Origin of the sequence: Streptomyces sp. NPDC093064 (assembly GCF_044754605.1) — a bacterium.
Classification (GTDB): Bacteria; Actinomycetota; Actinomycetes; order Streptomycetales; family Streptomycetaceae; genus Streptomyces.
Genome location: NZ_JBIVPK010000012.1, coordinates 161,076 through 181,558, shown reverse-complemented (window position 1 = coordinate 181,558; position 20,483 = coordinate 161,076). Strand labels below are relative to the sequence as shown.

Genomic DNA, 20,483 nt, shown 5'->3' with positions numbered 1-20,483 from the left:
CGTCCTGCTCATCCTGGTCAAGACGGTATTGACTGCGCACGCCCCAAGTGGCAGCGTGAGGGAACCCACGAAATAGTCAGTGTGCTGACTATCTGCGGTTGCTGGATGCTCGGCAGAGATGAGGCTTGATTCGATGGACAAGGTGGTCGCCACGGCCGTGGAGGCGGTGGCCGACGTATCGGACGGCGCGTCGCTCGCGGTCGGCGGTTTCGGGCTGAGCGGGGTGCCGAACGTGCTCATCCAGGCGCTGTACGAGCGCGGGGTGGGCGGGCTGTCGGTGGTGTCCAACAACTGCGGCGCGATGGAGTCGGGTCTGGCGGTCCTGCTGGCGGCGGGCCGGATCACGCGGGTGACGGGCTCCTACATCGGCGCCAACAAGGAGTTCGCGCGGCAGTATCTGGCCGGTGAGCTGGAAGTGGAGCTGATCCCGCAGGGCACGCTGGCCGAGCGGCTGCGGGCCGGCGGCGCCGGGATCCCCGCCTTCTACACCCCGGCCGGGGTCGGCACGCAGGTCGCCGAGGGCGGACTGCCCTGGCGTTACGACGGCCGGGGCGGGGTGGCGCTGGTGTCGCCACGGAAGGAGGTCCGCGAGTTCGACGGCACCGAGTACGTGCTGGAGCGGGGGATCCGGACCGACTTCGCGCTGGTGCGGGCGGCGAAGAGCGACCGGCACGGGAACCTGGTGTTCAACAAGTCCTCCCGGAACTTCAACCCGCTGGCCGCCATGGCCGGCAGGGTCACCATCGCCGAGGTGGAAGAACTGGTCGAGCCGGGTGAGATCGATCCGGACGCGGTGCACCTGCCGGGCATCTTCGTCCAGCGGGTAATCGCCCTCACGCCGGAGCAGGCGGCGGACAAGAAGATCGAACAGCGCACCATTTCGGCGCCTTCGGCACGAGGAACGGTGAGCAGCTGATGGCCTGGACGCGTGAGGAGATGGCCGCCCGTGCCGCGCGGGAGCTGCGGGACGGCCAGTACGTCAACCTGGGCATCGGTCTGCCCACGCTGATCCCGAACTACCTGCCGGAGGGTGTGGAGGTGGTCCTGGAGTCGGAGAACGGCATCCTGGGCACCGGCCCCTACCCCACCGAGGACGCCGTCGACCCCGATCTGATCAATGCGGGCAAGGAGACGGTGACGGTCCTGCCGGGGGCCTCGTTCTTCGACTCGGCGTTGTCGTTCTCGATGATCCGTGGCGGGCACATCGACGTCGCCGTGCTGGGTGCCATGCAGGTCTCCGCGGGCGGTGACCTTGCCAACTGGGCGATACCGGGCAAGATGATCACCGGGATCGGCGGGGCGATGGACCTGGTCCACGGCGCCCGCACGGTGATCGTGGTGATGACCCACACCGCCAAGGACGGCTCCCCGAAGATCCTCGAACAGTGCGCGCTGCCCCTGACCGGCAAGGCGTGCGTGAACCGGATCATCACCGACCTCGGCGTCCTGGACGTCACCGACGACGGACTCGTCCTGGTCGAGACCGCGCCCGGCGTCAGCGTCGGCGAGGTCACCGCCAGGACCGACGCCAAGCTGACCGTCGCAAAGGACCTGCTGTGAAGACCGTCTACCTCGTCGACGCGGTCCGCACCCCGATCGGCCGCTACAACGGCGCACTGGCGAGCGTCCGCCCGGACGACCTCGCCGCCCACGCGATCCGCGAACTCCTCGCCCGTACGCCCGACTTGGACCCGGTCCGGATCGAGGACGTCTACTTCGGCAACGCCAACGGTGCCGGCGAGGAGAACCGCAACGTCGCCCGCATGGCCGGCCTGCTGGCCGGCCTGCCGACCTCCGTGCCCGGCGTGACCGTCAACCGGCTCTGCGCCTCCGGCCTGGAGGCGGTGATCCAGGCCGCCCGCGCCATCGCGGTCGGCGACGCCTCGATCGCCGTGGCCGGCGGTGTGGAGTCCATGACCCGCGCCCCCTACGTGCTGCCCAAGCCCGACCGGGCCTTCCCTGCCGCACACGCGGAGATGTACTCGACCACCCTGGGCTGGCGCATGGTCAACCCCAGGATGGAACCGCAGTGGACCGTCCCGCTCGGCGAGTCGGCCGAACTCATCGCCGGGAAGCACAAGATCAGCCGCGAGCAGCAGGACGAGTTCGCGCTGCGCAGTCATCAGAAGGCCGCCGCCGCGCAGGAACAGGGCCTGCTCGAGGCCGAGTTGGCGCCGATCGCCGTCCCGCAGCGCAAGGGCGACCCGCTGGTCTTCGCCGCCGACGAGTCCGTACGTCCGGACACGTCCCTGGCGGCCATGGCGAAGCTCAAGCCGTCGTTCCGCACGGCGAACGGCACGGTGACGGCCGGGAACGCCTCCCCACTGAACGACGGCGCCGCCGCCCTGCTCCTGACCGACGAGGAAGGCCTTAAGGCCACCGGCCGTGAACCCCTGGCCCGGATCTCCGCCAGCGGTGTGAGCGCCACCGACCCGCACTACTTCGGCCTCGCCCCCGTCGAAGCCGTCAACCGGGCCCTGGCCAAGGCCGGGAAGACCTTCGCCGACCTCGACACCCTCGAACTCAACGAGGCCTTCGCCGCCCAGGTCCTCGGATGCGTCGCCGAGTGGCCCGAGTTCGACCCCGGCATCCTCAACCCCCAGGGCGGGGCCATCGCACTCGGCCATCCGCTCGGCGCCTCCGGCGCCCGGCTCGCCGGCACCGTCGCCCACCAACTCGCCCGCAAGGGCGGAGGAGTCGGCGTCGCCACCCTCTGCATCGGCGTCGGCCAGGGCCTCGCCCTCGTCCTCGAACGCTAAGGAAGCGCTAGGAATCCCCATGGCTCTCACTCAGCACGACATCGACCAGGAGGTCGCGGCCGAGCACGCCGCGTACGAGAAGCGCGTCGCCGACGGCGCCCCGGTCGAGCACCATCCGCGCCGCGACTACGCGCCGTACCGCTCCTCGGTGCTGCGCCACCCGAAGCAGCCGCTGGTCGCCATCGACGCCGCCAAGGATCCGGAGCTGGTCGAACTGTCCTCGCCCGCGTTCGGCGAGCGGGACATCACCGGGGTCGACAACGACCTCACCCGGCAGCACACGGGGGAGCCGATCGGTGAGCGGATCACCGTCTCCGGGCGGCTGCTCGACCGCGACGGGCGGCCCGTGCGCGGCCAGCTCGTCGAGATCTGGCAGGCCAACTCCGCGGGCCGCTACGCTCACCAGCGCGAGCAGCACGACGCCCCGCTGGACCCCAACTTCACCGGCGTCGGCCGCACGCTGACCGACACGGACGGCTTCTACCGGTTCACCACGATCCAGCCGGGCCCGTACCCGTGGCGCAACCACGTCAACGCCTGGCGTCCGGCGCACATCCACTTCTCGGTCTTCGGCACGGCGTTCACGCAGCGGCTCGTGACGCAGATGTACTTCCCGAACGACCCGCTGTTCGCGTACGACCCGATCCTCCAGTCCGTGACGGACGACGCGGCCCGGCAGCGGCTGGTCGCCACCTACGACCACAGCCTGTCGGTGCCGGAGTTCTCGCTCGGCTACCACTGGGACATCGTGCTGGACGGCCCGCACGCCACCTGGATCGAAGAAGGACGCTGACCTGCCATGACGAAGATCGACACGAGCAGCCCCGAGAACGTGCTGCCCACTCCGTCGCACACGGTGGGCCCCTTCTACGGCTACGCGCTCCCCTTCCGCGGCGGCGAGGAGATCGCGCCCCTGGGGCACCCGGACACGGTCACCGTGCACGGATACGTGTACGACGGCGAGGGGCGGCCCCTGCCGGACGCCCTCGTGGAGGTGTGGGGGCCCGACCCGGACGGCAACCTGCCGGCCGTGGACGGCTCGATGCGACGCGACCCGGCCTCCGGCGACCACCTCGGCCGCAACGGGGTGGAGTTCACCGGCTTCGGCCGCATCCAGACCGACGTCGACGGCCACTGGTACGTGCGGACGCTGCGGCCCGGCGCGCGCGGACAAAACGCCCCCTACCTCAGCGTGTGCGTGTTCGCCCGCGGACTGCTCGTGCATCTGTTCACCCGGATCTACCTGCCCGGCGACGAGGCCGCGCTGGCCGCCGACCCGCTGCTCGCCCAGGTGGACGAGGAGCGGCGCGGCACGCTGATCGCCGCGCGGGAGGGCAGTGGGGCACACCGTTTCGACATCCGCCTTCAGGGCGAGGGCGAGACGGTCTTCCTGGAGTTCCGGTGACACCACCTGCCGCTGATCCCGCCGCCGTCGGTTTCGACGTCGGTCTGCTCGGTCCGGGCTGGGCCGGCTCCCCCGCCGCGTCCGCGACGAGTGACTCCGCTTATCTGCGGGCTCTGCTCGACGCGGAGGCGGCGCTCACCCGGGCCCAGGCCGCGCTCGGCCTCGTCCCGGCCCGTGCGGCCGAGGCGGTGACCCGGGCGGCCGATCCAGGCCGCTTCGACGTGCGCGCGCTCGCGGAGCGCGCCCGCGGCGGCGGAAACCCGGTCATCCCGCTGGTCGCCGACCTCACCGAGGCCGTGGGCGAGGAGTACGGCCCCTGCGTCCACCGGGGCGCGACCAGCCAGGACATCATGGACACGGCGACGATGCTGGTCGCCGTGCGGACCCTGGACCTGGTCCTCGCCGACCTGGCCCGCACCGAACAGGCGCTGGCCCGGACGGCCGCCGCCCACCGCGACACGGCGATGCCGGGCCGGACGCTGACCCAGCACGCCGTGCCGACGACGTTCGGTCTGAAGGCGGCCGGGTGGCGATCCCTGGTGCTGGACGCCCGGGACCGCCTGACCCGGGTGCGGGACTCCCTGCCCGTCCAACTCGGCGGTGCGGCGGGGACCTTGGCGGCCTTCGCCGCGTACGGCGCCGAGGACCCGACCGCGCTCGTCACCGCGTACGCCCGTGAACTGGGCCTGTGCGAGCCGCTGTTGCCGTGGCACATCCTGCGCACCCCGGTCGCCGACCTCGCCGGATGCCTCGCCTTCGCCGCCGGGGTGCTGGGCAAGATCGCCGTGGACGTGCTGGTCCTGACCCGCACGGAGACCGCCGAACTCGCCGAGGGCAGCGGTGGCGGTTCCTCCGCCATGCCGCACAAGGCGAACCCCGTGCGGTCCACGCTGATCGCGGCCGCCGCCCGGCGTGCGCCGCAACTCGCGGCCACCCTCTACGGGTCGCTGGCGGCGCAGGACGAACGGCCGCCCGGCGCCTGGCATGCCGAGTGGGAGCCGCTGCGGGAACTGCTGCGGCTCGTCGGCGGCGCGGCCCGCGACGCGGCGGAGCTGACCGAGGGGCTGCGAGTGGACGCGGACGCGATGCGCGCCCATCTCGGGCTGACCCACGGGCTGATCGTCTCCGAGCGGCTGTCGGCCGAACTGGCCCCGATGCTCGGCCGTGCCCGGGCGAAGGAGCTGCTCACCGAACTCGCCCGGCGCACCTACACCGAGAACCGAAGCCTTGGGGACCTCCTGTCGGAACAGCCCGAGTTGAAGGACGTCGACCTGGCCGAGCTCACCGACCCGGCCCGTTACACCGGCTCCGCCGGAGCCCTCACCGACCGTGCCCTGGAGCGACGTTGACCCTGCACCACCTTCTCGAAGGCCCCGCCTCCGCTCCCCCACTGCTGCTCGGGCCGTCCCTCGGCACGTCGTACGCGCTGTGGGACAAGGTCGCGCCCGAGCTGGCGATCTCCCACCGGGTGGTCCGCTGGGACCTGCCCGGGCACGGGGGTTCGCCGGCCGGGCTGATCGGGCCCGGCGCGACCGTCGGCGACCTCGCCGGCCTGGTGCTGGCGCTCGCCGACTCGCTCGGCATCGAACGGTTCGTGTACGCCGGGGTGTCGCTGGGCGGTGCGGTGGGTCTGCACCTCGCCGTGCACCACCCCGAACGCGTCGACTCGCTCGCTGTCATCTGCTCGTCGGCCCACTTCAACGGCGCCAAAGCGTGGCAGGAGCGGGCCGAACGGGTCCGGCGGGACGGGCTGGACTGGCTGGTCGAGAGCGCCGACGCCCGGTGGTTCGCCGGTGACTTCACCGTGCCGGAGCTGGTCCGGGACCACCGGGAGGCCGACCCGGAGGCGTACGCCGCCTGCTGCGACGCGCTGGCCGCCTTCGATCTGACCGACCTGCTGCCTCAAATCGGCGCGCGCACGCTGCTCGTCGCGGGCCGAGAGGATCCGGCCACCCCGCCCGCGCATCTGCGGCAGATCGCCGACGCGGTGCCGGGCTCGGCGCTGGTGGAGATTCCCGGCGCCTCGCACCTGGCGCCCGCGCAGTGCCCCGAGGCGGTCCTGGCGGCGCTGCGCACCCACCTCGACGGTGCTCCCCGGCGGGGCATGGAGGTGCGCCGCGAGGTGCTCGGCGACGCGCACGTCGACCGGGCGCAGGCCCGGCAGACCCCGTTCACGGCCCGCTTCCAGGACTTCATCTCCCGCTACGCCTGGGGCGAGATCTGGACCGACCCGACGCTGAGCCGCCGCGAGCGCAGCCTGATCACCCTGACGGCGCTGATCGCGCACGGCCACTACGACGAACTGGCCATGCACGTACGGGCGGCCCGCCGCAACGGCCTCACCCCGGAGGAGATCGGCGCGGCGCTGCTCCAGAGCGCCGTGTACTGCGGAGTCCCGGCGGCGAACTCGGCGTTCGCGGTGGCCCAGCGGGTGCTGGCGGAGGAATCCGGGGAGGAGTGACGAGGGGTAACGAAGGGTGACGAGAGTAACGACGAGTGACCCGACGGGCCGTGGCGCCGTCGGTGGCCCGCACCGCCGGCCGCCGACGTGAGCACGGACACCGGCGGCGGCGTCCCGGCTCCCGGCTCCCGGGTGTGCACCAGGGCCCGTCCGGCCGATCAAGTCGCGGGACGGCTACAGTCACCGTCGGCCCAGATGAGCGCGGTCCGGCGCGCGCGTCCGCAAGACGCGGACGGGCGTACCGGACCCCGCGCACGCGGCATGTTCCGCCGGCCGGGCCCTACAACGGGGCCCGGCCCACTCAGTGTTCCGACTCCAGCAGGCGCGCCGCCTGTTCCGCCAGGCCGTCCGCGCCGCACGAGCGCGCCAGTGCCAGGCCCCGGCCCAGCTCGGCGGCCGAGCGCGAGACGATGCCGAACTCGACGCGGGCGACGGCGTGTTCGTACTGGCAGGGAGAGGCCTCCAGGTAGGTGACGGCCTGCGCGGCCAGCCGGACCGCGCGCTGGCCGGTCTCCAGGGCCGCGGCGCATCGCAGGGCCTCTCCTATGGCGGTGTCGGTGCCGAACCGCTCGGCCTGGCGGCGGAGGTCAGCGACGAGCCGGCCCGCCCGCTCGGGGTCCTCGGTGGCGAGCGCGCGGGCCAGGTCGGCCGCCCAGGGCACCGTCACCGGGTTCTGGTGGCCGCGGGCGGCCGCCGCCTTCTCGGCCGCCTCCAGTTCGTTGACGGCGTCCTCGGTTCGGCCGAGGGCCAGCAGCAGCCGGCCGCGCACGCTGTGCGGATCGGGCAGCACGATGGTGGACGGGTAGGGCGGGGCGAAGGCATGCTGCTCGGCGACCTCCCAGGCCCGCTCGACATGGCCGCGGGCGAGCAGGGTGTCGACGAGGTTGCAGGTCGCGGTCCAGTACAGGGGCAGTCCGCGGCCGATCCGCTCGGCCAGGCGCAGCGCTGCGCGCAGGGCCTCCTCCGCCTCCCGCAGCCGGCCGCGCCTGCGGTGCCCGAGGCCGACGTAGGCGTGGGCGAGGGCGAGGTGGCCGCCGCTCCAGCCGGCGGTCTCGTAGGCGCGCAGGGCCTCGGTGTAGAGGGTTTCGGCGCGGTCGAGGCGGTCGCAGTAGGCGTAGGCGCTGGCGAGCATCAGCAGCAGTTCGATGCCCCACTCGGTGTCGGTCCAGCCGAGTCCGGGGGCGAGGCGGCCGTTGACGAGGGCCCGGTCGCACATCTCGACGACCTCCTCGGCGCTCTCGCCGCGGGTCATGGCGTCGAAGCCGCGCAGGATCAGCAGGGCGCGCTCGGAGTTGTCACGTCCGGTGCAGCCGGCGGCGAGTCCGGCGAGCTGCTCGGAGCGGTCCGGGGAGCTGGTACCGCCGGTGTACAGGCCCTCCCACATGTACTGGACGGCCTGCAACCGCATCCGGGTGGGACCCGGTTCGTGGCGGGCGGCCTCCGCCGCGACCGTGCGGACTGCCTCCTCCAGCTGGTCGTTGTGCAGCAGGGCCTGGGACAGCCGCCACACGGCGTCCACGCGGGTGGCGCCGTCCAGGCCGGGCATGGCGAGCGCGCGTTGGAGGTGCTCGATGGTGGTGGCGGGCGCGGTCAGCAGCGTGGCGCAGCCCAGCTCGTAGAGCACGCGTGCGTGCGTTCCGGGGGTCGGCGGCTCCAGCAGGGCCCGCTCCAGGCAGCGGCGGGCCGCGTCGGACGCGCCGACGGCGAGGTGTTCGCGGGCCGCCTCGCGGAGCTGCTCGACGAGTTCCTGGTCGTCGTCCGGGTGGACCTGGAGCAGGTGCCGGGAGGCCGCGGCGGCGCCGAACCCGGAGTCGGCGACCACCTGGGCGGCGATGCCGTGCATGGCGGTGCGCAGGGCGTCCGGGATGGAGTTGTAGACGGCGGTGGCGATCAGCGGGTGCACGAACTCCAGGTCCCCGCCGCCGCCCCGGGTGCTCGCCGGGTCCGGCTCGGTGAGGATGCGGGCGCGGCGCAGCAGTTCGGCGCAGCGCTCGGCGTCGTCGCGGTTCATGGTGGCCAGCCGGGCGACGAGCTCCGCGGAGATGCCGGTGCCCAGGACGGCGGCGGCCCAGGCGAACCGGGTGGCGTCGATGCCGAGTTCCTCCAGGCGGGCGACGAGGCCGCCGCCGCGGGCCGAGCGGTTCAGGGGGCGCAGTTCGGCGGCCTGGGCCTCGACCGGTTCGAGTTCGCTGTCGCGCACCTTGGCGAGCAGTTCGACGGTCTCGTACGGGTTGCCGCCGGTGACCGCCCAGACCTCGCGGCAGAACGGGGCGTCGGCGTGCGGGCCGAGGGTGGTGCGGGTGAGTCCGGCGGTCGCCTCGGGCGTGAGGGGGTTCAGGGTGTGCACGCCCGCGACGGCGACGGCCGCGTCCAGGCACCGGGCGCCCTCGCCGCCGAACCCGCCGGGCCGGCGGGTCACGACGAGCAGTACGGGCAGGGCCTCCAGGCGCTCGGCGAACGTGGCGAGCCAGCGCAGCGTCTCCACGTCGGCCCAGTGGGCGTCGTCGATCAGCAGCACCAGCGGCCACTCGCGCTCGGCCAGCCGGCGCACGGCGGCGACCAGTCCGTCGCACACGCCCTGCGGGTCGGCCTGCCCGTCCCGGGGTTCCGCGATGCCGAGGGCGGGGCAGGCGATGTGGTACCAGTCGCCGAGGTATTCGCGGGCCTCCTCGGGCATCAGCGACAGGAGCGCGGGCTGGAGCAGCTGCCGCACCACGTTGAAGGGGACGGAGCGCAGGGTCTCCCCGCCGCGCGCCGACCACACCGCGCAGCCGCGTTCCCCGGCGATACGGCGGGTCTCGGTCAGCAGGGCGGTCTTGCCGAGACCGGCCTCCCCCTCCAGGACCAGCAGCCCTCCCGAGGACGCGCGGTCGGCGCACAGGACGTCGATCGCGCTGACGACGGCGGTGAGTTCCTCGTCACGCTCCCACAGCGAGCCCGAGGCGGCCGTGCCCGGCCGTACCTCCGTCATCCCGCTACCTCCCCAAGTCGCCAGACGGCATGCAGACTTCGAGCGTAGCCCCCGAGCGGTCGATGCGGCGGCCGGTCCCGTCACCTGTTGCCCTGACGGGTGACCTGGGGTAATGAGGGCTGCGCCGGGAGCGGGACCGGGGTCCTCTCATCGGGCTTTCACCGACGCCTCATACGGTAGGCACATGACGCAGGTGACTCCTCCCGGGTGGTACCCCGACCCCGGGCAGACAAGTGACGGCCCCGCCACCGAGCGCTGGTGGGACGGCAGGGCATGGACGGACCAGACCCGTCCCGTCGGATCGGCCGCCGTGTGGGGTCCCCCGGCGCAGCAGGCGGCCCCCGGGCCGTACCCGGCCCAGCAGGGGTATCCGGGATACCCGGGCTATCCGGCGCACCCCGGATACCCGGGCCGGCCGCCCGCCCCCGCGCGCCGCGGCCTGCGTATCGGCATCGCCGTCGCGGTGGCGGCCGCGGTGCTGGCGAGCATCGGCGTCGGCGTGTACGCGCTGGCCAACGACGTCGGCGGCAAGGACGGCCGTGCCGGGTCCCGGCAGGGACAGGACGACCGGGGCGGCACCGGCGAGGAACGCGGCCCCTTCGGCGGCCCGGGCGGGGGCTCGGGCGACTCCGGCGGGTCCGGTGGGTCCGGCGGGTCCGACGGCGGGCCGTCCGAGGCGCCGAAGATCAGGAGCGGCTCGGTGACCGACGCGGTCAGCGGCATCAGCCTGCCCGTGCCCGACGGCTGGTACGGCCAGGAGTTGGGGGTGGGCGCCCAGGTCACGTCGAACGACTCCTACAAGTGCCCCGGCGACACGTCCAAGAACTGCACCAAGGGCGGCGCCTACTCGGCGCCCGCGCTCGCGCTGGGCGTCCGCGGGAGCACGCCCGAGGAGGTCGCCAAGGCCGACATAGCGAAGAACGCCGAGGACTCCTACGGGGGCGAGGCCTACGGCGGCATAACCTCCCACCAGGTGCTGGCCTCCAAGGCGGTGACCGTGGCCGGGCAGAAGGGCTACCTGGTCCGCTGGAAGGCCGTCACCAGCAAGGGCGCCGACGGGTACGTGGAGACCCTGGCCTTCCCCTCGCCCGCCGACTCCCGGCAACTCGTCGTCGTCCGCTTCGGCCTCGACGTCGGGGAGTCGCAGTCCGTGATCGACGACATCACCCGGGGCATCGAGGCCTCCTCGGGCGGCGGCAACGGCCAGAGCGTCTGAGCCGGCTTCCGAGCCGTACCCGGACCCAAGGCGGCCGGGCGGGGCACCTCTCCGCTCCAGAGGTACCCCGCCCGGCCGGGGGTGCGCGCCGCCCCCGTCCCCACGGTGCGGCGCGGACAGGTCACCGCCCGGTCATCCCGGGGACGGTGGCCTGGGTCATGAACCGAGACCCAGTGCCGGCAGCACCGCGGCCTCCAGGAACCGGAGCACGTAGTCCGGGTCGGCGTACTCCCCCTCCAGCACGGGCCGGATGCGCAGGACGCCGAACAACTGCGCGGGCACGAACTCCAGCGCCGGGTTGTCCGCGCGGACCTCGCCGCGCTCCACCCCGCGCCGCAGGATCGCCCGCAGCGCGGCGACCTCCGGCTCGACCAGCGTCTCGCGCAGCGCCCGCTTCAGCTCGGGGTCCAGCGTGATCGCGTGCCCGAGCGCCTGGAGGAGGCGGGTGTCCCGGCCCGACCACTGGCCCGCGGCCAGCGCGACCCGCCGCAGGTCCTCGGCGAGCGAGCCGGTGTCGATGCCGGCGAAGCGGCAGCGGCCGCTGGAGCGCAGGGCGGCGGCCACGAACTGCGGCTTGGTCCGCCACTGCCGGTAGAGCGTGGACTTGCTGCACCGGGTGCTGGCGGCGACTCCCTCCATGGAGACGGCGTCGTAGCCGTGCTCGCGGATCTGTTCGAGTACGGCGTCGAAGAACTCCTGCTCACGCTCCGGCGTGAGCTTGGAGCGGCGCGGGGCGACAACCGTCTCCGGCTCGTCCGCGGCCTGCGATGTCATCGCTGCGCTCCTCACTCGTGTCCCGGGAGTTCAGGCCCGGGCTCCGGGCCCGCTCTCCGGTGTGGCGAAGGTCCATCGATACGGCAGTGTACCGGTACGCATGCGTATCGGTACACTGCCGTATCGGTACGCTCTCGTGTCGATGTACCGTACATCGACGCGGATGCGGACAGCACCATCCCACGCACCACCACGAGAGGGCCTGGCATGACATCCCGAAGCGAGGCCGCCGAAGCGGAGCCCGACGGACCGGCGCGGCGCCCGCTCGCCCACGAGTCCGGGCCGGCCGAGGGGAACGCCCCGGCAGGGGCGGGCCGGTGAACGCCGCTCTGACGGCCGTCGTCCTGTCGCTGTTCTCGGCCGTCGCGTACGCGACCGCCGCGGTGGCCCAGGAACGGCTTGCCGCGCGCACCCGCGGAACGGGTGCGCGCGGACTCCTCCGCGCCGGCGCCTGGTGGTGGGCCGTCGCACTGAACGGATCGGCGGCCCTGCTGCATGTGGTGGCCCTGAAGTACGGTCCGCTGACCGTGGTCCAGCCGCTCGGCGCGCTCACTCTGGTGGCCGCCGTGCCGCTGGGGGCACGGATGGCCGGGCGGCGGGTCGCGGCGGCCGAGTGGCTGGGCACCGCATGCACGCTGCTCGGACTGGCCGCCCTGCTCCTCGCGGCCTCCGGGCCGGCCCCGGTGCGCGTGCTGAGCCCCGTCGAGGCACTGTCGGTGGCGGGTGCCACGGCCGTTCTGATCGGCGCGCTGTCACGGCCCGGGGCGCGGCCGGGCCTGCGGCACGCGACCGCGTCCGGGGTCGCCTCGGGCGTGGCCTCCGCGCTCACCCAGACGGTGACGGTGGCCGCCACGGACCACTCCGGCCCCCTGCTCAGCGCCCGCGTCATCATGGTGGCGCTGCTCGTCGCGGCCTTCGCGACCGGTGGTCTGCTGCTGTCGCAGACCGCCTACCGGGACGGGCTCGGCGCCCCGCTCGCGGTGCTGACGCTGACCAACCCGGCAGCGGCCGCGCTGATCGGACTCACCCTGCTGGGCCAGGGGGTGAGGGGCGGCGCGACGGGCGTGCTGCTGGCGTCGGCGGGCGCGGCCCTCGCCTCCTGGGGGGTCGTGGCGCTCTCGAGGGCGACCCCGCGACCCACGGACGCCAACCCGGCACCCGGACCTGAGCACATCGGACAGGGTGGCGTCCCGGACCATCCCGTGGCCGCCGTGCTCGCCCTGGAGACGGAACCGCCCGCCCAGGAACCGGCGCTGCCGTCCCAGCCCTTGGGGCCGGGACACCTCACCCCGCTGTGACCGGCGGTCAGTTCCAGCCGCGCGAGTCCTGCTTGAGCGCCGTGTCGACGGTCAGCGCCGTGGCGACCACCAGGCTCAGCAGCGGCTCGGGCAGCTGGTAGTGGATCTGCAGGACGTAGTTGTCGGCGGTCGTGAACATCGTCTTGGCCAGGCCCTCCCAGGTCTTGGTGATCCGGGCGACCTCGTTGTCGGCGTGGTCGACGATGGCGAAGTTCCAGGCGCGCCAGTTCTCCGCCTTGATCGCGCCGACCTGCTGCCCGTTCGCGTTCATCGCGAAGTTGATCTTGCCGAAGACGTTCTGCTGGACGATCTCGCCGATCTCGGAGCCGTCCGGACGGGAGACCACCACCCGCGACTTGAAGACCTTCGCCGGCCGGGTGAGCACCAACTGGGGTGTGCCGTAGGCGTCGCGGATCTCGAGCCTGTGCGTCATGAACTGGTCGAGGCTGGAGACGAACCGCATCGCCTTCTTCAGCGCGCTCTGCCCGATCTCGGTGACCGTGCCGATCCGGTTGCCATGCTGGTCGAAGACCTCGTACTCGTTGGTCAGCTCGATCAGTTTGGCCTTCTGGTTCACCACGAGCACCGGCTCGCTGAACAGCGAGCCGCCGCCCTGGGCGCCCGGAGCGACCCCGGCCTGGTGCTGGACCTGCCGCTGCACGCGGGGGTCGTGGGCGGCCTGCTGCGGCGGCACCTGCTGCGCGACGTGGGCCTGCTGGTCGACGTGGGTGTGCTCCGTCCACTGGGAACCGTCCCAGTAACGCAGCGCCTGGGCCGCTCCGTGCGGATCCGGGTACCAACCTGCCGGTGTGTTCGAATACGTACTCACCGGCGCACACTACCGCCGGGCAGACGGAACCCATGTGCGCGAGTGACGCACGCCACACATTGACCTGCGGATTTCTGGGCAACCTTTCACGGCCCTCGGCGATCTCCTGTGCGAATACATCGGCCACTCAGTTTTTCGAGGTTCGCAATGAAGATTCGCCGCTCTCTGGCGCTCGCAGCAGCCACGGCAGCCATCACACCCGCTGTGCTTCTTGCGGCCCCCGCCGCCTTCGCCACGGAGTCTCCGACCCCGACGGCCGCCGAGACGACCGACAACCCGGGCGGATCCACCGGCGCCGACGACACCACCGAGACCGTGGACCCGTCGAAGAGCGCCGACGACACCACCACGACCGAGGACCCGTCGAAGAGCGCCGACGACACCACCACCACCACCACCGGCGACGACAACAAGTCGAACGACACCGGCAAGAAGTCCGCGAACACGGGGTCCGACTCGAAGGACGAGGGCACCACCGACAAGGAGTCGGCCACCCCCAGCGCCTCGCCGTCCGAGACGCCGGGCCCGCAGGCGTGCAACGACACCGAAGACCTGAAGCAGGACAAGAACCTGCGCACCAGCCTGTCCGGCCTGCCCTCGAAGATCACCGCGGGCAGCGGATTCCACAACTTCAAGCTGAACGTCAAGAACTCCGGCAACAACACCTACAAGCGCGTCGACATGGGTGTGTTCGCGGCCCTGATCGACGACAAGAAGTACACGGACGAGTCGCGCTTCCTCACCCTGCAGTACCAGGACCCGACCACCGGCACGTGGCAGAACATCTCGGTGGACGTGAACGACGAGACCAGCGGCTACCTCGGTTACACCGATGTCCAGGCCAAGGAGTCCTTCTCCATCGACCTGCGGCTGAGCGTGGACAAGAAGGCCCCGGCCGGCTTGGGCTTCGCCATCTCCATCGGCATGTACGCCGATGACAAGGGCAACTGCGTCTTCGCCAGCGACGACGACTTCTACCAGTTCGACGTCCTCGCCGCCGGCTCGAACGCGGGCACCCCGGGCGACGCCAAGCCGCAGGGCGGCCGGAAGCCGCTGCCGGCCAAGCCCGCCGGCGACAACGAGATCGTCCCGCAGGGCCACCTCGCCGAGACCGGCTCCAGCTCGGCGCTGCCGATGATCGCGGTGGCGGGCGGCGCCGCGGTCGCCGTCGGCGCGGGCGCCGTGTTCGTCGTGCGTCGCCGCAAGGCCGGCAGCGGCGCTGCCACGGCCTGATTCGCGTCCCTGACGCGCTGAAACACGAGGGCCGCACCCGCAAGAGCGGGTGCGGCCCTTCGCCGTCGGCGGCCGGCTGCCGACCGAGCCGGGCGGACAGAGCGCCGCGCCGGCGCTCTGTCCTACCCGTAGGACAAGTTGGAGCACAGGTCGTCGTCGGCCGAGCGGGCGTCCGCCGCCACCGACGTGGGCACGGAGGTCGGCGCGGCCGAGGCGCCGTCCGCGGCGGCCGTGAAGTCCTCACCCAGCACCACGTTGATGCCCGGGCCGGTCAGGGCCTGGAGTTCGGCCCCGGGGAAGAGCTTGGCGACCGTCTCGGCCTCGGCCTGCCGGCCGGGACCGTACTGGACGAGGGTGGTGGCGTGGTTCTGGCTGCCCGCGTTACCGGTGCCGGTGACGGTGAAGCCGCGGCCGGTGAGGACGGACGCGCCGCGGATGGCGAGGCCGGGGTTGGTGGTGCCGTTGTAGACATCCACGTCGATGCCCTTCCCCAAGTCGCCCTGACCGGCGTCCGGGGATGCGGAGGCACCCGCCTTGCCCTTCTTGTTCTTCTTGCCGCCCGCGTCCTTGCCGTCGATGGTGCGGTCGGCCCTGAGCGCGGCCCACAGTTCGGAGGCGTCCGGCTCCACGATGGCGACCCGCGCACCCTCATAGCGCCACGGGATGGTGACGAACTTGGTGTTGTGCAGGTCAACGTCCTTCAGCGACATCGCGAACGACAGCAGCTTGTCGGCCGAGCTCAGACCGGGGTCCACGGTGAGCGACTTGGTGGCGGCATCGGCGAGGGGGAACAGCTTGGTCGGGGTGAACCCGTCGGCCTTGACCTTCTTGATGAGGCTGGCGACGAACGCCTGTTGGCGCTTGATCCGGCCTATGTCGGAGCCGTCGCCGATGCCGTGCCGGATGCGGACCCAGTCCAGCGCCTGCTTCCCGGAGACCTTCTGCTCGCCCTTGCTGAACAGCAGCGAGCCGCGGGTGGCCCGGTTGGGGTTGAGGTCCTTCTGGTAGATGTCCTGCGGCACGCACACCGGCACCCCGCCCACCACGTCGGTGAGCGCGGCGAATCCCTTGAAGTCGACGACGACGGTGTGGTCCACGCGCAGCCCGGTGAGGTGCTCGACGGTGTTCTGGCTGCAGGCGGGGTTGCCCTCGGCGGTGTTGCCCACGGAGTACGCGGCGTTGAACATCGTGTTCGGCTGCGGCTCGGTCCAGCCGCCGCCGGGGAGCTTGCAGGGCGGGATGGTGACCAGGGTGTCCCGGGGGATGGACACGGCGAGAGCGTGCCGGTGGTCGGCGTAGACGTGCAGCAGGAACGCGGTGTCGGAGCGGCCGATGTCGTCCTTGCTGCCGCCACCGAGAGCGTCGTTGCCGCCCACGCGCGCGTCGGAGCCGATGACCAGGACGTTCTCACCCTTGGACGAGCCGACCTCGGGCCGGTCGCTGGACAGGCCGTCGGCGCCGAAGGTGTTGATGTTGCCGTTGAGCTTCAGATAGAGCCAGCCCAGACCCGCCGTGCCGAGCACCACCAGGGACAGCGCCATGACGAGGGTCGTCCGTGCGCGCTTGCGGCCGCCGGAGGCGCGGCGGCGGGAGCCACCCCCGCGCTGGGGTGGGACGCCCCTGCTCCGGCGGCGCGAAGGAGCGGTCTTGTGGCTGGTCGTCATGCGCGCACCCTCATCCGTCGTACTCGTACAGAGGGGACGACTGACCCCACCCAATGGTTGTACAGTTGCGCAATGTAGCAACAGTTGATGAGGGGGCTCCGCAACGGGGTGCGCGACCGGCCCGCCCGCACCTCCGATCCGGCGGGACCGGTCAGGGGCTGGCCACGTCGAAGCCGTACCGCAGGGGCTCGCCCTTCACTCGCACGTCGCGGCGGTAGACGTACACCGCCTCCACGCGCACGTCACCCCGCGGCGCCTCTGCTTGGCAAGGAAACGACACCTGAAGCACCCATGGCCGCCCGGCGACCTTGACCCGCATCCCGTCCGCCGGCCCGCCCACGAGCACCGCGGCCTCCTGCCCCATGACGCCACCACCAGATTCCATGGGGACAGTTTAAGGGTTGCGCAATTGTTGACCCGAGGAGATTTCCCGCCCCCCGGGGCTTCGGGGTGGGAGCCGTCGGGCCCATAATCCGCCATCACCCTTGCCCCGCTGGCCAATTGGGGTCCTGACCGGGGATGATGGGCGACGTGAGCCATCCTGCCGACATCGTCATGGTCTTCGACCGGGACGAGGAACTTGCCGTCTTCCCCTCACTCCGGGCCACGGAGGACGGACTGGAGGCCATGGACGTGGTGGACGGGGAGTACACGGCCTTCACCGTCGAGGGGTGCCTCGTCGACCTGCGCGCCCCGGACGGCGAGGAAGGCCTGGTCCTGGCCGCGCGCACCGAGGAGGACGGCCGGGAGGATCTGGAGCGCCACCTGGCCCTCTTCTGGACCCGCCGCCCCGGCCGTGCCCCCCTGGGCCCCGAGGACACCGCCCGCCTCCTGCTGGACGGCGGGCCACGGGCCTCGGGCCGCGGACCACGCCGGCTCTGGAACCCGTTCCGGCGCGGTCGCGCGCCGCGCTCCTGACGGGACGGCGGACGACCACGATGACAGCACGTTCCGCGCGGCCGGGGCCGCGGGCGCATTCACGCGTGCCGCGAAACGGCGATTCGGCACCGGCACCGGAGCGCCGCACCGAGGGGGACCGCTCCCGCGGCTCTACGGTTGCACACATGCGCAATTCACAGAGTGTCCGCGCGAAGAAGCGCGTGCCGGGCACCCAGGGCGCCCCGGCGGCGCGTGGACGCCGACAGGCCCCGCCGCGGGCCCCGGAACCGGCGGGCCGGCCGCGCGGCGGGCGTGCGAGACGGATGCCCGACCCCACCGCGCTCCCGCGCCGCGCCCTCGCGCGGCTGCGGCGGGCCTGGGACCGGCCGCTCACCGGCTTCTACCTGGTGGCGGGCAGTGCGGCCCTGATCGCCGGCCTGGGGCTGGTGATGGTGTTCTCCTCCTCGCAGATCCAGGCGCTGCGCTCCGGTCTGCCGCCGACCTACTATCTGCGTCGGCAGATCATGGCCGCGGTGATCGGCGCAGCGCTGGCGGTGCCGGCCGCCCGCATGTCGGTGAAGACGCACCGGTGGCTGGCCTATCCGCTGCTGGCCGGGTCCGTACTGCTGCTGGCGCTGGTGCAGGTGCCGGGGCTGGGGCGGACCGTCAACGGCAACACCAACTGGCTCGACCTGGGCGGACCGTTCGTGCTCCAGCCCAGCGAGTTCGCCAAGGTCGCGTTCGTCGTATGGGGCGCGGACCTGCTGGCCCGCAAGCAGCAGCACAAGCTGCTGGGCCAGTGGAAGCACCTGCTCGTGCCGCTCGCGCCCGGTGCCCTGCTGCTGCTGGGACTGATGATGCTCGGCGGGGACATGGGGACCGCGGTCATCCTGTGCGCCGTGCTGTTCGGTCTGCTGTGGCTGGCCGGTGCGCCGCTGCGGCTCTTCGGGGCCGCCCTGACGGGCACGGCGCTCCTGGCCACCGTACTGATCATGACCGCCCCGCACCGGGTGTCCCGGTTCGCCTGCCTCGGCGCGAGCGACCCGGGCCCGAACGACCAGTGCTGGCAGGTGGTGCACGGCCTGTACGCGCTGTCGACGGGCGGCCTGTTCGGCAACGGAATCGGCGCCAGCGTGGAGAAGTGGGGCCAACTGCCCGAGCCGCACACCGACTTCATCTTCGCCGTCACCGGGGAGGAACTGGGTCTGTTCGGCACCCTGTCCGTACTGGCCCTGTTCGCCGCGCTGTTCGCGGGCGGCCTGCGCATCGCCACCCGCCGCAACGACCCGTTCGTCCGCCTGGCGACCGGCGGCATCGTCACCTGGCTCGCGGTGCAGACCTTCATCAACCTCGGCGGCGTCCTGGGGCTGGTGCCCATCGCGGGCGTGCCCCTGCCGCTGTTCTCCTACGGCGGCAGCTCGCTGATCGCGACCCTGTACGCGGTGGGGCTCCTGCTCGCCGCGGCCCGCAGCGAACCCGCCGTCCGTACGGCACTGGAGGGCCGCAAGCGCCGGGTCCGCTCGGCCCTGCTGCGCCGCCCCCGGCGCCGCCGCTGAGGTGCTGGGGTCAGGCAGCCAGCGGGCGTTGCAGACGGATGCCCTGGAGGATGCCCACGGCCACCCAGCCGGCGAACATCGACGAGCCGCCGTAGCTGACGAACGGCAGCGGCAGTCCGGTGACCGGCATGATGCCGAGGTTCATGCCGATGTTCTCGAACGCCTGGAAGGCCAGCCAGGCCACGATGCCGGTGGCGACCACCGTTCCGTACAGGTCGGGGCAGGCGCGGGCGCAGTGCGCGCCAGAGCACCACGCCGAGCAGGGCGATCAGCGCCCCGGCACCCAGGAAGCCCAACTCCTCCCCGGCCACACTGAAGACGAAGTCGGTCTGCTGCTCGGGCACGAACTGCCCGGTGGTCTGCGCTCCGTGGAACAGCCCCTGGCCCAGCAGGCCGCCGGCCCCGATGGCGATCCTGGCCTGGCTGGTGTTGTAGCCGACCCCGGACGGGTCGAGGGCGGGATCGGCGAACGCGGCAAACCGGTTGATCTGGTACTGGTCCAGCAGATGCAGCTGCCACACCGCCACGGCACCCAGGACTCCGGCCGCGAGCAGCCCGGTGACCCAGCGCGTGGAGGCACCGGAGGCGAGCAGCACCCCGAGCACGATCACACCGATGCCCATGAACTGCCCGAGGTCCGGCGTGAGCAGGACCAGCAGGGCGGGCACGCCGGCCACCGCCAGGGACTCCAGGACGCTGCGGCTGTCCGGGCCCGGCCGGTCGCCCGTGTCCACCTTGGTGGCCAGCAGCACGGCCATGGCCAGCACGATGGCGACCTTGACGAACTCCGCCGGCTGGATGGACATCCCGCCGATCATGATCCAGCGGCGTGACCCGTTGATCGTGGCGCCCAGCGGAGTCAGCACCGCGAGGACCAGCAGGAGCGTGACGCCGTACAGGACGGGGACGAGGTCCCGGAGCCTGCGCGGGCCCAGCCACATGGTGCCGACGGCCAGGGCGATCCCGATGGCGGTGTTGATCAGATGGCGCGTCAGGAAGGCGTACGGGTCGCCCTCGGTCAGCTGGGTGCGGCCGCGGGTCGCGGAGTACACCAGCAGCGAGCCGAGCACCGACAGCGCCAGCGCGGCGCCCAGCAGCGGCCAGTCCAGCCGCCGCAGGACCGAACCGAAGGCCGTAGGCGGCCGCGGTCCCGCGCGCCGGAACGTCCCCCGGACGGCCCCCGGCCCCATGAGCCCGCTCCCGACCTCCATCGCGGCTCTCCTTCACTCTGGTTCGCTCTGGTTCGATCCGCCGCACTCCGGTTCGCTCCGGCCGCGCCCCGGCAGGCTGTCCCGGATCCCGCACGGCACGGAACGCCATCATCGCCCAGTTGCGCAATCCGTTAAGTGAAGCACGCCGAAGGATTGCGTGTTCACCGGCCCCCGCCCGTGGTCACACCTGCTCAGCAGGCTCTACGCTGGCCCCTCGTGAAGGACTC

Annotated in this window: 17 protein-coding genes and 1 pseudogene; 12 read left to right on the top strand and 6 right to left on the bottom strand. The window is 72.5% G+C overall.

Annotated elements, in window-relative coordinates; all coding sequences use genetic code 11:
• Positions 1-133: 133 nt before the first annotated feature.
• The 7 genes from ACIQFZ_RS17380 to pcaD are packed head-to-tail and all read left to right on the top strand — an operon-like array spanning position 134 to position 6,625.
• The gene (locus ACIQFZ_RS17380; protein ID WP_402691610.1) at positions 134-916 is read left to right on the top strand and encodes a CoA transferase subunit A; all 783 of its coding nucleotides are present in this window, start codon (positions 134-136) and stop codon (positions 914-916) included.
• Entirely contained in the window at positions 916-1,560 is a 645-nt protein-coding gene (locus tag ACIQFZ_RS17375; protein WP_365421240.1) for a CoA transferase subunit B, read from the top strand. The genes ACIQFZ_RS17380 and ACIQFZ_RS17375 overlap by 1 nt, the downstream gene beginning before the upstream one ends.
• Positions 1,557-2,759, top strand: coding sequence for a thiolase family protein (locus ACIQFZ_RS17370; RefSeq protein WP_402691587.1), 1,203 nt, complete (start codon positions 1,557-1,559; stop codon positions 2,757-2,759). Before ACIQFZ_RS17375 ends, ACIQFZ_RS17370 begins: the two co-directional genes overlap by 4 nt.
• A 19-nt stretch (positions 2,760-2,778) precedes the next feature.
• A complete protein-coding gene (pcaH, locus tag ACIQFZ_RS17365; protein WP_402691586.1) occupies positions 2,779-3,552 on the top strand; it encodes a protocatechuate 3,4-dioxygenase subunit beta in 774 nt (257 codons plus the stop codon).
• Between the two features lie 6 nt (positions 3,553-3,558).
• Positions 3,559-4,164, top strand: a complete 606-nt coding sequence (gene pcaG, locus ACIQFZ_RS17360; RefSeq protein ID WP_402691585.1) for a protocatechuate 3,4-dioxygenase subunit alpha — start codon at positions 3,559-3,561, stop codon at positions 4,162-4,164.
• Complete coding sequence (gene pcaB / locus ACIQFZ_RS17355) at positions 4,161-5,513, top strand: 3-carboxy-cis,cis-muconate cycloisomerase (RefSeq protein WP_365421252.1); 1,353 nt, start codon at positions 4,161-4,163, stop codon at positions 5,511-5,513. The genes pcaG and pcaB overlap by 4 nt, the downstream gene beginning before the upstream one ends.
• Positions 5,510-6,625 (top strand): 3-oxoadipate enol-lactonase, encoded by a 1,116-nt coding sequence (pcaD, locus tag ACIQFZ_RS17350; protein ID WP_365775238.1) that lies wholly within the window; start codon positions 5,510-5,512, stop codon positions 6,623-6,625. The genes pcaB and pcaD overlap by 4 nt, the downstream gene beginning before the upstream one ends.
• A gap of 301 nt (positions 6,626-6,926) precedes the next feature.
• Here pcaD and ACIQFZ_RS17345 read toward each other — a convergent pair whose 3' ends face one another.
• Positions 6,927-9,596 carry an ATP-binding protein gene (locus ACIQFZ_RS17345; protein ID WP_402691584.1) on the bottom strand — a complete coding sequence of 890 codons (2,670 nt, stop codon included), beginning with the start codon at positions 9,594-9,596 and terminating at the stop codon, positions 6,927-6,929.
• Positions 9,597-9,780: 184 nt separating this feature from the next.
• Here ACIQFZ_RS17345 and ACIQFZ_RS17340 point away from each other — a divergent pair, with 184 nt between their 5' ends.
• A complete protein-coding gene (locus ACIQFZ_RS17340) occupies positions 9,781-10,812 on the top strand; it encodes a DUF2510 domain-containing protein (protein WP_365421261.1) in 1,032 nt (343 codons plus the stop codon).
• 156 nt (positions 10,813-10,968) lie between these two features.
• Here the strand turns inward: ACIQFZ_RS17340 and ACIQFZ_RS17335 are convergent, their stop codons facing one another.
• The gene (locus tag ACIQFZ_RS17335) at positions 10,969-11,586 is read right to left on the bottom strand and encodes a TetR/AcrR family transcriptional regulator (RefSeq protein ID WP_402691583.1); all 618 of its coding nucleotides are present in this window, start codon (positions 11,584-11,586) and stop codon (positions 10,969-10,971) included.
• Positions 11,587-11,903: 317 nt separating this feature from the next.
• Here ACIQFZ_RS17335 and ACIQFZ_RS17330 point away from each other — a divergent pair, with 317 nt between their 5' ends.
• Positions 11,904-12,884, top strand: coding sequence for a hypothetical protein (locus ACIQFZ_RS17330; protein WP_402691582.1), 981 nt, complete (start codon positions 11,904-11,906; stop codon positions 12,882-12,884).
• Between the two features lie 7 nt (positions 12,885-12,891).
• Here ACIQFZ_RS17330 and ACIQFZ_RS17325 read toward each other — a convergent pair whose 3' ends face one another.
• Entirely contained in the window at positions 12,892-13,713 is an 822-nt protein-coding gene (locus tag ACIQFZ_RS17325; RefSeq protein ID WP_402691581.1) for a phospholipid scramblase-related protein, read from the bottom strand.
• A gap of 204 nt (positions 13,714-13,917) precedes the next feature.
• Between ACIQFZ_RS17325 and ACIQFZ_RS17320 the strand changes: the two genes are divergently transcribed.
• Complete coding sequence (locus ACIQFZ_RS17320; RefSeq protein WP_402691580.1) at positions 13,918-14,946, top strand: LAETG motif-containing sortase-dependent surface protein; 1,029 nt, start codon at positions 13,918-13,920, stop codon at positions 14,944-14,946.
• Between the two features lie 122 nt (positions 14,947-15,068).
• Here ACIQFZ_RS17320 and ACIQFZ_RS17315 read toward each other — a convergent pair whose 3' ends face one another.
• Together ACIQFZ_RS17315 and ACIQFZ_RS17310 are read right to left on the bottom strand one after the other, a co-directional pair.
• Positions 15,069-16,610, bottom strand: coding sequence for an LCP family protein (locus ACIQFZ_RS17315; RefSeq protein WP_383058640.1), 1,542 nt, complete (start codon positions 16,608-16,610; stop codon positions 15,069-15,071).
• A 151-nt stretch (positions 16,611-16,761) separates the two neighbouring features.
• The gene (locus ACIQFZ_RS17310) at positions 16,762-16,995 is read right to left on the bottom strand and encodes a hypothetical protein (protein ID WP_365418778.1); all 234 of its coding nucleotides are present in this window, start codon (positions 16,993-16,995) and stop codon (positions 16,762-16,764) included.
• A 146-nt stretch (positions 16,996-17,141) separates the two neighbouring features.
• Here ACIQFZ_RS17310 and ACIQFZ_RS17305 point away from each other — a divergent pair, with 146 nt between their 5' ends.
• Both ACIQFZ_RS17305 and ftsW read left to right on the top strand, forming a co-directional pair.
• Positions 17,142-17,528, top strand: a complete 387-nt coding sequence (locus ACIQFZ_RS17305) for a hypothetical protein (protein WP_383058641.1) — start codon at positions 17,142-17,144, stop codon at positions 17,526-17,528.
• Between the two features lie 146 nt (positions 17,529-17,674).
• The gene (gene ftsW / locus ACIQFZ_RS17300) at positions 17,675-19,045 is read left to right on the top strand and encodes a putative lipid II flippase FtsW (RefSeq protein WP_383058643.1); all 1,371 of its coding nucleotides are present in this window, start codon (positions 17,675-17,677) and stop codon (positions 19,043-19,045) included.
• Positions 19,046-19,055: 10 nt separating this feature from the next.
• Here the strand turns inward: ftsW and rodA are convergent.
• Positions 19,056-20,235, bottom strand: a pseudogene (gene rodA / locus ACIQFZ_RS17295) (rod shape-determining protein RodA).
• Positions 20,236-20,483 lie beyond the last annotated feature (248 nt).